We start from the raw sequence: 14,727 nt of genomic DNA, 5'->3' as shown, positions 1-14,727 counted from the left end.
ATGCTAATCTTCGTCGTTTTACTCCTTGACTAGCAAACTTACCGCCTCAACATGCCCGTCCTTAGGAAATTATTCCTTCACTATTCACTTTTTGATATTTTTGGTTCCTACTGTTTGGCTTATCGGGTACCGTCATTTCTATTTTTCCTGCGATAAGTAAAGGCTTGATATATTTTTCCGAAAAGTTTCTTCTACCGACCAGCCCCATAAATTCTTGCATTTCTTTCCGACTACGAGGAATAGAGCAAAATTGAATAAGATCTTGTATCGTGACTTGCTCCTTATCTTGTTCCTTTACTTGCTCCTTATCTTGTTCCCTTGAAGCAAGTTCTATAGACGGCCCGACCATAGCTGTTGCAGCTTCAGATAGAGGAATAATAGTTGTAAAGACATCAGCTTCTGTAAAAATAGGCTCTCCGCCGGAGTACATCTTCGTGTATTTATAGCTGTTTCGCATACCACTTCCAAGCTCATCAGCAAGTCCAATCTCTCGGAAAACCTTTGCTATCGGCGGATTCTTTGCAAATGGTCTGAATGTTTTCAGATTCAGGTTTCCGTGTCCATGTGCAAGGTTGGCATTTTCAGTTGTGATCTTATCCCGTTCAATGACGAGTTGATGAGCTGAACATCGTCACAGGGCTAATACAGGACAACATCCGCTTCACCATTAAGGACGGTACGGAAATCCGAGTATAATTCTGCACATAAAGCAAGCTCCCGATTTTCGGATTTGATTCCGATGGTCGGGAACTTTTCAGCTTCTCGCTGAGCTTTGCCGGTCTGCTTGAGTTCAGTTTTCATTTCTTCCCGTTACATCTGCCGTCTCAATTACTATATGCTCCGCCCATTTTTCCGCCTCTGGAAAGGCTTCTCGAATCTCATCCGGCAGTTCCTGTGTAAAGCGATATTCCGACACACCTATAGGCTTTACCATATCTTTTAATGCAAATTCAGCTACAGTCCTGTTCTTGTCCCGGCACAGTATAAGGCCTATTGAAGGATTATCAATCTCTGTTTTCAGCTTCTCATCAACAAGAGATAGGTAGAAATTCATCTTCCCCGCATATTCTGGAATAAATTTCTTTGTTTTGAGGTCTACAACCACATAGCAATGTAGGACTGTATTGTAGAACAGGATATCAAGTGCAAACTCATCTTTGCCGAGTGTCAATGGATACTGATGCCCCATATAAGCAAAGCCCTTGCCCATTTCCAGAAGAAAATTTGTAATGTTCTTTACAAGCTCATCCTCTATCTGGCGTTCCTTCATCTTTTCGTCAAACTCAACGAAATCAAAAATGTATGGGTCTTTCATGGTCTGTATCGCTAGTTCGCTTTGTACCTCCGGAAGAAGTTTCTCAAAATTTTGAAGTTTTCCTCCTTGCTCACGGTCAATCAATCCCGTAGCAATCTGATGTTCTAATACTGCAACTGACCATCCATTCTCAATCGCCTTCACTCCATACCAGTATCGGGACTCCATAGTTTTCAATTTTTCAATCAGCACAAGATTATGAGACCACGGCAATTTTGCAGACACCGTCTGCAAAAAGTTCTGATCCGTTATCTCTCTAGCAAAACGCTTCATATACCGGAGGTTTCTCGCTGAATAGCCCTTTGCCTCTGGAAAAGCCAGTTTAATCTCCTGTGCCAATGTATCAATAAACTTGTTTCCATATGCTGTATTCTTGTTCAAATCATTTCCGATATCTCAATACAACCTGATTAACTTCTCATTCACATTCAGCAAAGCCCTGTATTACGCGGCTTTAATCTTATTCTTGATATCCGTTATGAGTTGGATTTGAGTACTTTCCTGTAACTCCATCTTATCCTCCAATTTTGCAGACCCCGTCTGCAAATTTCATTTATCTTGATTTTCAGGCGGCGAGGCAATCGCTGAATTGTATTAAACTCTGCACTTTGCCTTCATATACACGGCAGTATGAATAAGGCTTCAGAATTGACACCAGCATGTTTACGATACTTGACAGTGTATAATGATGTTGAAGCAAATTATTACTTTGCTCAAGGTCTTTCTCTCCGCTCCTTTTTCACCTGCTCCCAGATAGCAAAGGCCTTCCGAATTCGTTCTCCACCATGACGATATTCAAAAACGTTTTCCAGCTCCTCATCGGAATAGGCGGAAAGGTCATGGGAATAGGTCCACATACGCTCATAATGCTCCCGTCGATACATGGCTTTTCCCCATTCGCTGCTGTCTGTCCAAAGGGTTCCCAAAAGGAAGATTCCGCTAATCAGGAGACAAAAGGTAAGTCTGCCCTGCGCTGTTCTTTGTCTCCGTTCAATCCTTATCTGCTCTCCAATGCCCGTTTTCTGTTCTATTCTTGATGCCTGTTTTGTTTGAGATTTCTGTTCTGTTCTTGGTGCCTGTTTTTTTTGAGATTTCTGTTCTGTTCTTAATTCCTGTTCCGAACTGAATCTCTTCTCATTCTTCCATAGGAACAAAATCAAAAATGCTCCCAGCAAAGCACTTTGATATTGCAGGGCATAACGGCTTTGAAAGGCATAGCTTTCCTTTAAAAACATATAGCGAGTGAGGAAAACCAGAGCATGGCTGGCTAAGCCGTGGAGAAGCAGTAGTCCCGGCAGTAAACCGAAGTAGAAAGTCTCTACGCTATTTTCTGCTGCCATAGAACTTTTTCCTACCTGATTTTTAGCTTCTTCTTGCCTCTGCTCCGAAGAAAGACCTTCCTTTCCCTTCCCGGCAAATACCTTTCCTCCTCCATTTCCGGAAGAGGCAAAAAACTTCCAAAGATACAAGAGGGTCATAAAAATATAAAAGAAAAGCACAAATGCACCAATCAACACAATCCCTTTTCCCTGTATTGCTCCGTCTCTAAGAAGCTTCTCCAGATTTTCCCCGGAAACAAGCATAGAGGAAAAGCCGTAAAAGATAAATTTCACCACAAAAAGCAGATGATTTTGCAGTACCTCTTTTAGGGAAATGCTTTCCGCCCCGGCATATTCATACACCGCATAGTGATTGCTGAGAAGATACAAAAAGAGGCAAAGTCCATTGGAAATAAGGAGAAGAATTGTCCCCTTGATATCCCAGAGCTTCTTCCCCAAAACCAGGAAGAAGAACAGAGCAAAGCAGGAAAGGAATACCGCCAAGCAGTAGGGGCCTGCCACCAGTAAAATAAATGGCGGATAAATCGATAGAACAAGCAAGGAGCTTTTCTTGCTGAAGGCCTGATCCAAAGCATAGAAATAGTCATAAAATGCTGAAAAGGCCAGAAAATGAATATAACCCGAGCCGTTTAAAAGCATTTCCCACTTATTTAAGCTGTAAAAAAGAAGTAAAAACAGAAGCTGCTGCAAAAAGGGCAGCTGTTTTTTTCGCATAAAAAGCAGTAAGGGTTTGCTGGCTAAGAATAGTCCCAGTACCCCAAGTACCCGGTCAAAAATCAGGGTATAACCGAAAGAATGGCGGTTTATTTCCCTAAAGAAATAGGTCAAGGGAATTCTGGTTAAAATATCCTTTTGCAGTAAATCTCCAATCTGAAAGGGCTTTCCCAAGTAGGAATTTACCAGCCGAATATAGTCGGAATACAAAACATCCGTAGTACTTAGAAGAACATAAAAGAGAATGGCAAGGGCCATAAGGAAAGAAAGGAGCAATAAAGCAATAGGGAGCTTCCCTTCTTTCCCTTTGAAAAGCAGATGCTTACCCGAAGTCGGTGCCGTAGAAACTTCTAACCCGGCCACCGGTATATTTCTATTTTGTCCCTCATGCTCTGCCATGCTTTCCCTTCCTTTCTCTGCGAATATATTGCCGTTTATTTTGTAATCTTTTCTCCGATCCGGAGAATCTTTTAATATCAGAGGTTGGGAAATACCTCCTGGGTAATATCCCTATAGGCTCTTTCCTCCGGAACTTCCTTTAAAACAAGGCTGTTGTATAAGTTCGCTTCCGACGGAAGTTCCCTAAAGTCCTTGATGAAATGAATCTTCGTGCCTTGTCCGGACATTTCCGGATCAAAGACCTGGAAGAAAGTATCTCCGTAGAACTTACTCATCTTGTAGTTATTTTCCAGGATATACACCTGCTTGCCCAAAACATAGTCTCGCCCGTACTTTCCTATGGTCTGCTCTGCCAGGGAGTTCATCCGGTCCTGATCCTCCCAGAAGTAAATTCTGGGGAAGGACTCACGATATTTCATTTCCGCCGGGAATCGCAGGCAAACGAAGAGCAGGACAAAAAATGTGGGAATCGGCATACCGGTATTTCCCAAAAGATAGGCAAAATACAAAAGAGCCGCCGCAAAGCTTACATAAACCCAACGCATTTCCACCCGGATAGTAATAGAGGAGCAACCGATGCAAAGAGCAATAAAGCATAGGAACAAAATATTTTTCCCGAAAAACTCTTTTTTCAGCTTGCCCTTACGAATCGCAAAAAGCAAAGCCAAAAGAATGCTAAAGGCTAAAACTGCAATGGAAGCGTAAATGACATAGCGATGCTTTCTTCCTACTTCTTCCCAGGGAATTCCCGCAAGGTAATCCGGCCCCGCCTGAATGCCAAAAATATAGAATACCTGAGAAAAGGCATGGGACAGAGCTTTCGTCAGAGAAAAGCCGTCCTGTACCTCCGTTCCTCCCGTTCCCTTCGGTATAAAGGAACCGATGGCCAGGCTGCGAATACTGAAGAACAAAAAGACCTGTACAAAAGGCAGGAAGAAGGGAAGAAGCTTCGGTCTTTTCCGGGCTTGGCTCTCCGACTTATCCTGTTTCCCTGCGCTTGCGCTTACATTTGCACTTGCACTTGCACTTGCGCTTGCATTTACACTTTCACTTACATTTGTATATGCACCTGTACTCGCACTTATATATGCACTTGTATTTGCGCCGGTATTTACACTTGTACTTTCACTTTCGCCCTGCTCCACTACAATATACTGCTTTCCCACGGCAGCAATCCCTGACAAAGCGGACTCCGAAGCTTTTGCATAATCTGCAGCTTTCGCACCATCTAAAGCTTTCGCATTTTCCGATTCTTCCGCTTCTTTTAGCCCTATATTCTGCACCCTGGCAGCAGTATTTACCTCCGTCTGTTTTCCTCTAAAAAAGAGGGGAATATAAAATAACGGCAGTAGAGCCACATATCGCTCATGGGTGAAAATTAAGAGGAAGAAAAACAGATGAGAAAAGAGCAACATTTTCCCAAAAGCCCTCTCCTCGCAGTCGATTTGACGGTAAAGGAAATACAGCGTTAAAAGGGCAAAGCCCAAAGCCAGGGTTTCCAAAATGCCGATGGCCTGCCCGATCTGGTAGTAGGCAAAGTGGGCGGACAAAAAGAGAAGCCCAAGGGACAAGGACAGGATGCGCTTCTTCGTCATTTTCAAAGAAAAGAAAAAGAGAAAAAAGGCCAGCAGGCTGTTCAGAAAAATGTTGAAATGCAAGTAACGGTTGGGATCTGCCCCAACCAAAGCCATTTCGATATAGGAAATCGCCCAATACACCGGGCGGAAACGTACCGCCTGCCCAATGGGAAAGCTGAATTCAAAGAAATTTTGCTCCCGGAAAAAGGAAAACAAATACAGGTCGTCCATGTAAAGGGCCTTGATGTGAATCTGCCGGTTAATCCAATAGGCAGCGCCTAATAGCAGGAGAAAGGCCAGCAAATAGCCTCCCAGCGGTATTCCTTTTATAAAAGCTTTATTTCCTTCTTGTTTCATTTACTCCTTACCTTTCTATTGGCGGATTTCGTAATACAATCCGCCTGTTCTTTATTCCCTAGAGATATAGCGAGGCTGCCACTCTCATCCTACTGTCAACTACCGCTTTCATGCCTTCGGAAACCCTATCGCAAATACTCCGACAGCAACTGCACGATCTTATCTTTTTCTACTTTTTCTTCCTTAGTCAAGGCGGGATAGGGCTCTTTGTTCCAAGGATATTCTAAACGCTCTTTCCGAATCTGTAAAAGCAAAAGCTGTTCCGCCCCTTCGCCATTGGATTCTGAAAATGCCTTTACGCCATCAAGAGGCAGGATTTTATTTTTCTCCACCAGCATAGGACTTTGGAAAATGCCTTCCTCCGCCATTTGCAGAAGCATCTCCCCGGCTCGCTCTTCCCTCTCATCATGCAGGAAGCTTTGCTCCAAATACACATAGTCAGTATCGGACCATTTTAAGAACCAGGCAAAATAGAGGGGGGAATCGTAAAGTCCCGGACTTCCTCCGGATCCCTCCACGTCCGTAATGCTTTGCACATTGCAGGGGATTCGATAGCATTCCGGTGTCTCCGCAAAGGCCAAAACATGGTGCCTTGGATTTTTTGACATTTCCGAAAAGGCGGGAAGGCTTCCCTTTTCTCCTTGATTTTCCAGCTCCACCAGGCCATGGTCATAATAGCCCTTGTTAGCCAAATCAATGGGGGTAAAGCCCACTGCCCCCGCCCAGCTGGTGGTGATGGTAGTAAGAAATGCTGCAAGATAGAAGGGGGAGAAGGCAAAGACTTTTAAAAGAAAAGCCGAAAGCTTGGAGCCCCTTGCATTTTCTTCTTGAGAACTTATTTCCGGAGCACTTCCCATGCTAAAACATAGCAGTAATGCCAGACTTTCCCATAAAATATAGTAATTTCCGTCAATCTGCCAAAGCATCACAAAGCTCAGCAGAGAAAATGACATTATCACAAGAAAGGACAGGGCAAGGGGAAGGTAGTCCCAAAGGTAAGCTTCTCCACTCTCCCCACAAAGAATGGCTTCTCTTCCCAACAAACTATTTCTTCCAAGTAAACTATTTTTTCCCGGTAAATTATTTCCTCCCGGTAAACTATTTCTTCCCGGTAAGCATTTTCTTCCTAAGGAAAAGCACTGCCATATCCCGAAGACTAAAATCAGCGGAAAAAGCACGCCACTCCAGGCAATGGCCACATGCTCCATATCCTCTCCTACCGGATAAAAAAGGAAAGAAAAGAATCTACGGAAAAAGGAGAATGTACTTTCCGAAAGGGAAAGCTCTCCGCTGTAATCCACATGGGCATCCAAGTTAAAGGGCCAGTTTACGTGAAAACCGATGGCCTTGAAAATGCCGGTAAAGGTGGTGGAAAAGGGAAGCCCCGTAATCAAAAAAGTCCGTAGGGTAATAATCCCTGTATAGGCCACAGAAAACAGGACAAAGGGAAGCTCCGAAGTCCACTTCTCTCCCTTCACCTGAATCGTATTAGGATTTGTGTTGCTATTTATGCCGGTATTCCCATTGATGTTGATATTTTCTTTCGTATTTGCCTTTGTATTCCTCTTCCCGAAAAACTCCAAAAGCATGGTGAAGAGAAAAACGATTCCCAGAAGGGTAGAAAAAACCACCGCCGTAGGCTTAAAGCTGTAGCTAAAAAAGAGCAGGAAGCAACTTTGCAGTCTCTTTCCCTTTAGGAAGAAATACAAGGCGGAGAGCTGCAGCAAAAGGGTGAATAAATCCGTTTTCATGGTAAGGGACATATTCCCCACAGAAGACAGTAGGAAAAAACAGAGTATACCGATATAAAGCTTCTTTCTGTTTTTCTGAAAATGAAAGAGAAGCAAGCCAAAAACCAGAGCCAAGGCCAGATAGGTCCAAAGACTGAAGGACAAAAGAAAGCCATAGCCCGGAAGGTAATTTAAAGGATAGGTCAAAAGCTCCAGTCCCTTGGGATAGCTGTAAACGCTGTTAATTTGCCCGTGGGCAGAGAAAAAGCCCTCCGGAAACAAGACATAAGCACTTCTAAGCCCATAACGAAGGGAGTCATAATCCAAAGCCACATTGCTGCGGTTCATTTGCAGGATAAAAAAGGGAAGGGCAAAGACCAAGGGATATAGCGCTCCCTCCTGAAAGTCCTTTTCTAAAAAGGAAAAGAATCGTTTTATGTCTCGAAAAATTTGCAGAGGCCTTCCCGTGGTAACAAAGCGAAACAAAAGGGCAAGCACAAAAAACCATAAGCCGGAAATAAGCATTGGCAAAAGCATTCGGTGAAGATAGGCAAAGACCAGCGTTGGTAAAATAAAGAGAAGAAAAAGAAAGCTAAGAAAGGCTCTATTTAATGCTGCTCCGGAAGCTTCTCTTCTCGAAAAATTCCCTTTCTCCGGGGCATCCTGCATTTTCCTTTTGAGTAAAAATCCCATAAGACAGAGAAAGAGATAAGCAAAAAGCCAAAGCATTTCCCGGAACGCATCTTGGGTTTTCTCTTCTAAAAAACGCTCCAGATTTCCGGAATCACGAAAAAACAGCAGAAAAAAATAAAGGGAAAGAAGACCGATTCCCACACCGGCGATTGTTCTTACAATGCTTCCTCTTCTTCCCTCTGCCATTCCTAAATCCCTTACTTTCTCTTCCTGATTGTGTTGCTAAAGTTCTCACTATTGGTATTTCTGTATTTTAGGCTATTTAGGTAGTTTTTTCAAGACGAAGGACTAAGCGAAAAAAATTTTCATATTAAACAGGAGAAATTGCATAAAATAACGCTCGATTTTTTCAAAAAATAAATACAAATTTATAGAACTATGTTACAATCATAACAATCTGCAAGTTGGAAAAACAGAAAGGAGATTTTATGGGTGCAAATTGGGTTGTTTGTCTTGTGGTGGTGATTTACCTTTTGGCCATGCTGTTTATCGGCTGGTACTCCTCCACAAAAATCACAAGTAACACGGACTTTATGGTCGCAGGGCGCAGGTTGGGTCCGATGCTGATGGCAGGAACTCTTGCCGCAACGGAAATCGGAGGGGGTAGCTCTCTGGGCGTTGTGCAAAACGGAATGTCCGGCTATGGCTTAAGTGCCGCCTGGTACATTATCACCATGGGAATTGCCTTTGTCATTCTATCCTTTATGGCGCCGAAGTTCCGTGCCGCCACGGTAAAAACCGTTCCGGAGTACTTCCGGAGACGTTACGGAAAATCCTCCGGATTGGTGACGGCAATCATTATGCTACTTCCTCTAATCGGTCTTACCGCAGGACAGTTTATCGCTTCCTCCGTTATTCTTTCCACCATGCTGGGATTAAGCTATAAACTTTCCGTAATCATTGTAGCAGTGGTGGTAACGGTTTATTCCATTATGGGCGGTCTTTGGAGCGTAACCCTGACCGACTTCGTACAGGTTTTCCTGATTATCATCGGTATGATGGCGGCAGTACCTTTCGCCCTCTCCCATGCCGGCGGCGTGGAAGCCGTGATTCAAAATGTTCCTAAGGAAAGCTTGAATCTTTTTGCGGGCTATGACTTCTTCGGGATTCTCTCTCTCGTCATTATGTACGTAGGAACCTTCTCTGTAGGACAGGAAGCGGTTTCCCGTTTCTATGCCGCAAGAGATGAAAAGGCGGCAAAGCAGGGCGCTTGGCTTGCCGCACTGTTAAACTTTATTTATGCCTTTATTCCTACTGTTTTGGGATTGATTGTACTGGCACTGATTAATATGGGAAAATTCTCTGCCGACGAATTTGCTTCCGTTGGCGCACGGTATGCCTTGCCGATTCTGGCAATTCGCACCATGCCTGCCATCATTTGCGGTTTGCTCTTCTCCGGTGTAATCTCCGCCACCATGTCCAGCTCCGATTCAGACCTTTTGGGCGCAGGTTCCATCTTTGCCAATGACATTTTCAAAATCTTCCTGAAGCCAAATGCCAGCAGCAAGGAAGTTATGAACGTGACCAAGATCACCATGGTTTTGGTGGGTGTGGCTTCCATGTTTATCGCCCTTTTCAATACCCAGAGCATCGTTTCCATCCTGATGTTCTGCTTTACCCTCCGGGCTGCCGGTTCCTTCTTCCCCTATGTACTGGGACACTTCTGGAAGAAGGCCTCCACAGCAGGAACCATTGCATCTTTGGTACTGGGAACCATTACCGTAGTTTATCTGGAGCATGTGTCCAAGGGAATGCTCTTCGGCATCCACTTTAGTCAGGCCATTATTCCCGGACTGATTGCCGCATTCATCGGCTTTATGGTTTTCTCCATCCTCATGCCTCCCGCAAAGGAAGGAACAGAGCTGGCGGAGGAAGCAGACGACTAATCCAGCAACGGGCTTCCTAAAATAGAAAGAAGAGACATAGACCGTTATCCATAGAATAGGTCCAAAATCGAGTACGCTCTCGCTAACTTCGCCCTGCGTAGTGAGGGACTGTAAATATTTAAGAATACGCTCCGATGCAGTATAGGCATGAAATCGGGCACGCTCCCGCTAACTTCGCCTTGCGCAGTGAAGGACTGTATTTTTGTAACGATGCGCTCTGATGCAGTGTAGGTCTATAAATGGGGCACGCTCTCGCTAGCTTCGCCTCGTAGCGGTACTAACTTCAAGCTTCGCTTCACTCGCTTTCAGTAAGTACCGATGGGCTCAGACTACCCCTCTTATAGACCTACACTGCATCATTCGCTTCATTTATTGATTTTTACAGTCCTTCCTCCGGTTTTCGTAAATACCTGCGGGTTCAGATTGCCTCTCTTACAGCCCCCTACTGCAATCGCTTCATTTATTGATTTTTGCAGTCCTTCACTTCATCGGCTTTCGGTAAGTATCGGGCTCAGATTGCCCCTCTTTCGGACCTATTCTATTGAACCAAAAAATCTATAGTCTCTTCTTTCTTTTTATTCGGAAACGTTGAGTCACGCTCTCAGCGTCCCCCCCCTTTCCACAGCTATCTGGCAGAAAGTTAAGCTAAACCTTGTTCTTTCCCTCTCTTTTTTTCACCTGAAAGCGTTGTGGCCGGAGGAGTATCTCCTCCAATACTACGCCTTCTCTTTGGGTGAGTAGCATTTCCACCGCCGAAGCCACATCCTCCGGCAGGAGGTAGCTTCCTTCTTCTCCCACGGTAAAATCCGCGTTTCGATACAGCTTGGTATCCGTCATATCCGGCAAGATGCTGTGTACCTTTAGACCGCTTTTTCTATATTCGGAAAATAGGCTTCTGGCAAAGGACAGTAGTCCTGCCTTTCCTGCCCCGTACACCGCCCCATAGGTATTTCGCTCCAATGCGGTTACGGAGGAGATGAAAATGATGTGCCCCTGATTTTCCTTTAGCTCTCGTAAAAAATGCTGCGTCAAAATCATGGGGATTTCCAGATTCAACTCTGTCATCTCTAAAATTTTTGCTTCTTCTACATTTTCCTGTAATCCATAATAGGCCACGCCGGCAGAGTGAACCAAAAGAGTAAGCTTTCCCTTTTCCCGAAGGCTTTTTAGAAAACTGTCTCTTTCTTCTTTCTTTCGTAAATCCAAAGAAATCGCTTGAAAAGTTGGATTCAGACCGGAAAAATCCCGGCCAATGCCATAGACGGTATAGCCCAGTTTTTGTAGGCTTTCCGCAATGGCAAATCCGATTCCACCGGAGGCTCCGGTGACCAAAGCCAGTTTTTCTTGCTGCTGCTCCTTACACAAATTTTTCAAGTTCACACCCCTTTTCTTCTCATACCCCTTGTCTTTTCTCATACCCCTTGTCTTTTTACAAGCTTGACCTTAGTTCTGTTTCAGGTCTTAGTTCCTGCCTGCCTCTATTTTTCGTTTACACTGTCTTCTTCCTGACTGTCCCAACGGAAAATTTTCTCCTTAGGAAGCTTCTCCTGCAAACGGATATACAAGAAGCCTTCCATCTCTTCCATCAGTTCCTTGGGATAATGGTAATAGCCCCCGGTATTTTCATAGGGAAACTGGGTGTGGGGAGAGCTGGGCAAAGCCTTTCCCATAGCCTTTAAATAGCTTTCCGAAATTCGGAAACTCCCCAAACTACAGTCATGAATCTGCTCCATGGGAATCTGTTCAAAAACTTCTTGGAGTAAGTCACTATAGAGCTCCTTCCAACGGGGATGATAAATCATAGGATCAAAGCAAAGCCGTACAAGATACCCTTCTTCCAAAGCCTTTTGAATGGCAAAGATGCGGGAAGAAAGCCTTGCGGTGCCCTCCTCCGCCTCTTCAATAATCTCCTCCGGAGACAGGGTAAAGGCAAAAATCATTCGTTTTCTAGCATCCGAAGATAGGGGAAGTTTCGGCATTTTCCGCCAAAGCCCTTCTCCTCCCGCCTTGGTTCTCACCTCGATGCGGAGAGCATTTTCCTGATTTAAAAATCGGGCAAATTCCTCCACATAGGGATAAACGCCCTCCATAGCCAACAAATCCGAATCGTAGGAGATGCAAAGATACAAGCTTCCCTTCTCTGCAATCCACTTTCTACAGTCGGAAAAATAATCCTCCAAATTTAAAAACATCACCAGATTGCTGCTGGGGTACATCCCTTGCAGATAGCAGTAGGCGCAGTGAAAGGGGCAGTTCATCAGAAGGGAGGTATAGCAAAAATGGCTTTCCGAAAAATCCTGGCAAACCACTGCTCCGTCATACAACCTTTGCCCCTCTTTCTTTGCCAAAATCAGCTTTCGGCTATGGGACTGGGCAAGGCGTCCCTGTTTCTTTCGGTTAAACACATCCTTGTAATGCTTAATGGGAATGACCTTTGCCTTGGGGAATTTCTGTAAAATCCGTTCCACATCAGAACTCTGTAGCAAGGCTTCCTCCACATAAATATGCTGAAAATGCTCCTGATAGGGATATCTGTTTGCATGTCTTCCTTTCGGCGATGTACTTCCGAAGCAACCATAATGATTCATCAAGATATTTTCCGAACTGCCCCAATGGGTTTGCAAGGAATCCCCTGAACTGCAGCGATTGCTTTGCAAGGAATCTCCTGAACCGTCACATTTTGCCTGCAAAGTTCTTTCGGACAAAATCCATTCTTTCAAAGAGGACAGAGCTTTTTTTCCGGCTCTTTTATCAATCAACGTAAGTCTCCCTTGCTTATCTGTATCCTTCCCAAGGCCTTTGAGAACCTCTTCTTTGACCCCATTCACAGCATCCCGACCGGCATCGTCCCCTGCATTCCGTCTTCCAAAATTCCGCTCTAAATATTCACGAATTTCTTCCTGAGAAATCCCTTGCAGGACGGCATATCGAAGCAGGCTTTCCAGCTGCTTTTCCATCACAAAGGAACAATGCAGGCTTTCGGAAAGACTTTGAAGCTGCTGTTGAAAAGCGGTCTCCTCTTCCTCTTCTTTTCTTCTTTCTTTTGATTTTTCCTGTAAAAATCGGATGAGACGAAGAACTTTGTCCTCTTCCTTTTGCAATAGACTTTGTAGCTTTTCCTTCCATGACAAAGAAGAGGAGGAGAAGGAATCTGTTTCTTCGCTAAGATTTACCCCAAAATCCGTTACACAACGAAGAAAAAAGAAATCTTCGGGAGCCAAATAGAAATTTGCCGCCTGAAATACCGCGGCACTTTCCATATCGTAAAGTAAGGTGTTATCCAATCCGCTAACTCCTTTGGAGTCGCTTGGTTCTTCGGAGACGATATGTTCTTCGGAGTCGCTGTGTTCTTTGGAATCGCTGCGTCTTTCGGAGACGATATATTCTTTGGAATCGATATGCCCTTCGGAGACGGTATCTCTATCCCCCATAGAAGTCCGTTCTAAAATCTTATCCCCCGTTAAAAGCCCGGCTTCCGGAAAGTCCAGCTTATACAGTAAATCCGGATAAAAGCATCGACCTGTACTTTGCTGTTCCAGCTTTTGAATCCAAAACCAGCGCCCCATCAGCTCTTCTGATGCTGTCCCATTCTTTCCTAATATCACTGCCGCACTCCCTAAAGAAAGCAGGATATCTCCCTTTTTGGCTTTTTCCTCTTGCAAAGTAGCCGCAACAGATACAGAAGCATTAATCTGTCCCTGTCCGGTGATGGTCAGGAGGATTTCTTCCCCTTCATACTGCAAAAAGGGAAACGAAATTTTTCGTTTCCCCAGACTTAGTTTCTTGATAAGATGTTCTACTTCTCCCTTGTGGGCCGCAAAGATATAGACCATTTTTATTCCTTAATTGTATTTCTCAAGCTTGTTCCTTAGCTTTATTTCTTAGCTTTATTTCTTAGCTTTATTTCTTGGCTTTATTTCTTGGCTTTATTCCTTAGCTTTTCTCCTGTTCCGCTCTCCGATAGGCTTCCCGGTAGAAGTAATCTTGAGAATCCAATCGTTCCTCCGGCATAGGATCCGGATCATGATATAGACCGTCGGAAAGAAGCCATTTTCCTTTTTCCGTATCCTGGAAGCCTAAGTCAAAAATTTTCCGAACCCGATTCTTATTCTCAGGATCCCAGATGGGCACAGCCACCTCCACCCTTCGAAGGGTGTTTCTGGTCATGCAGTCCGCACTGGCAATGTAAAGCTCCTCTTCCTCTCCCTGTCCAAAACGATAAATCCGGGAGTGCTCCAGATACCGACCAACGATGCTTCGAACGGAGATATTCTCCGTCTTTCCCGGAATTCCGGGGATGAGACAGCAAATGCCTCGTACCAGAAGCTGAATCACTACACCGCTTTTGGACGCGTCAATCAAGGCATCAATAATATCCTTATCCGTCAAGGCATTTAACTTGAAACCGATATAGCCGCCTCTGCCCTCTTCGCATTTCTTCTTTTCTCCCTGGATTTTTTCCAGGATGCGATTTTGTAAACCGTGGGGAGCCACCCAAAGAGCCTCCGTAGATTCCACAGTTTCTCCCAAAAGAAGGGTACGGAAAACCTCTGCCGCATCCTTTCCGATGCTTTGATTTGCGGTCATTAGGCAAAGATCCGTATACAAAGTGGCAGTTTTTTCATTGTAATTACCGGTTCCGATCTGGGTAATGTAGTGGATGCCCTGTTCCGTCTGTTTTGCAATTAAGCAAAGCTTGGAATGTACCTTATAATT

Annotated in this window: 8 protein-coding genes and 1 pseudogene; 1 reads left to right on the top strand and 8 read right to left on the bottom strand. The window is 44.5% G+C overall.

The genetic code is table 11. From position 1 onward, the window contains the following. Positions 1 to 61: 61 nt before the first annotated feature. From RDQ32_RS08680 to RDQ32_RS08660, 5 genes are all read right to left on the bottom strand, one after another. Positions 62 to 457 (bottom strand): Fic family protein, encoded by a 396-nt coding sequence (locus RDQ32_RS08680; protein WP_304069393.1) that lies wholly within the window; start codon positions 455 to 457, stop codon positions 62 to 64. Between the two features lie 333 nt (positions 458 to 790). Further along, positions 791 to 1,696, bottom strand: a complete 906-nt coding sequence (locus RDQ32_RS08675) for a PDDEXK nuclease domain-containing protein (RefSeq protein ID WP_308580048.1) — start codon at positions 1,694 to 1,696, stop codon at positions 791 to 793. A gap of 332 nt (positions 1,697 to 2,028) precedes the next feature. Next, positions 2,029 to 3,768, bottom strand: a complete 1,740-nt coding sequence (locus RDQ32_RS08670) for a hypothetical protein (RefSeq protein ID WP_308580047.1) — start codon at positions 3,766 to 3,768, stop codon at positions 2,029 to 2,031. 77 nt (positions 3,769 to 3,845) lie between these two features. Then, complete coding sequence (locus RDQ32_RS08665) at positions 3,846 to 5,702, bottom strand: hypothetical protein (protein WP_308580046.1); 1,857 nt, start codon at positions 5,700 to 5,702, stop codon at positions 3,846 to 3,848. Between the two features lie 125 nt (positions 5,703 to 5,827). Continuing rightward, positions 5,828 to 8,311, bottom strand: a complete 2,484-nt coding sequence (locus tag RDQ32_RS08660) for a hypothetical protein (protein ID WP_308580045.1) — start codon at positions 8,309 to 8,311, stop codon at positions 5,828 to 5,830. 242 nt (positions 8,312 to 8,553) lie between these two features. On the opposite strand from RDQ32_RS08660, the gene RDQ32_RS08655 reads away from it, so the two are divergent. Next, positions 8,554 to 10,011 carry a sodium:solute symporter family protein gene (locus tag RDQ32_RS08655; RefSeq protein ID WP_308580044.1) on the top strand — a complete coding sequence of 486 codons (1,458 nt, stop codon included), beginning with the start codon at positions 8,554 to 8,556 and terminating at the stop codon, positions 10,009 to 10,011. Between the two features lie 645 nt (positions 10,012 to 10,656). Here RDQ32_RS08655 and RDQ32_RS08650 read toward each other — a convergent pair. The 3 genes and pseudogenes from RDQ32_RS08650 to RDQ32_RS08640 form a co-directional block, all read right to left on the bottom strand. Continuing rightward, positions 10,657 to 11,391, bottom strand: coding sequence for an SDR family oxidoreductase (locus RDQ32_RS08650; RefSeq protein ID WP_308580043.1), 735 nt, complete (start codon positions 11,389 to 11,391; stop codon positions 10,657 to 10,659). A 98-nt stretch (positions 11,392 to 11,489) separates the two neighbouring features. Continuing rightward, the gene (locus tag RDQ32_RS08645) at positions 11,490 to 13,844 is read right to left on the bottom strand and encodes a spore photoproduct lyase family protein (protein ID WP_308580042.1); all 2,355 of its coding nucleotides are present in this window, start codon (positions 13,842 to 13,844) and stop codon (positions 11,490 to 11,492) included. Positions 13,845 to 13,944: 100 nt separating this feature from the next. Then, positions 13,945 to 14,727: pseudogene (locus tag RDQ32_RS08640) on the bottom strand (polyphosphate kinase 1); the annotation flags it as partial.

This window comes from uncultured Oribacterium sp. (assembly GCF_902481605.1).
GTDB lineage: Bacteria > Bacillota > Clostridia > Lachnospirales > Lachnospiraceae > Oribacterium > Oribacterium sinus.
Note: the sequence above shows the minus strand (reverse complement) of the source record. Positions and strands in the feature narration are given on the sequence as shown.

What these genes read in the sequence shown, in the direction of transcription:
- RDQ32_RS08665 (WP_308580046.1), bottom strand. Translation starts at nt 5,702, where the DNA reads ATGAAACAAGAAGGAAATAAAGCTTTTATAAAAGGAATACCGCTGGGA.
- RDQ32_RS08660 (WP_308580045.1), bottom strand. Translation starts at nt 8,311, where the DNA reads ATGGCAGAGGGAAGAAGAGGAAGCATTGTAAGAACAATCGCCGGTGTG.
- RDQ32_RS08670 (WP_308580047.1), bottom strand. Translation starts at nt 3,768, where the DNA reads ATGGCAGAGCATGAGGGACAAAATAGAAATATACCGGTGGCCGGGTTA.
- RDQ32_RS08645 (WP_308580042.1), bottom strand. Translation starts at nt 13,844, where the DNA reads ATGGTCTATATCTTTGCGGCCCACAAGGGAGAAGTAGAACATCTTATC.
- RDQ32_RS08655 (WP_308580044.1), top strand. Translation starts at nt 8,554, where the DNA reads ATGGGTGCAAATTGGGTTGTTTGTCTTGTGGTGGTGATTTACCTTTTG.
- RDQ32_RS08680 (WP_304069393.1), bottom strand. Translation starts at nt 457, where the DNA reads ATGCGAAACAGCTATAAATACACGAAGATGTACTCCGGCGGAGAGCCT.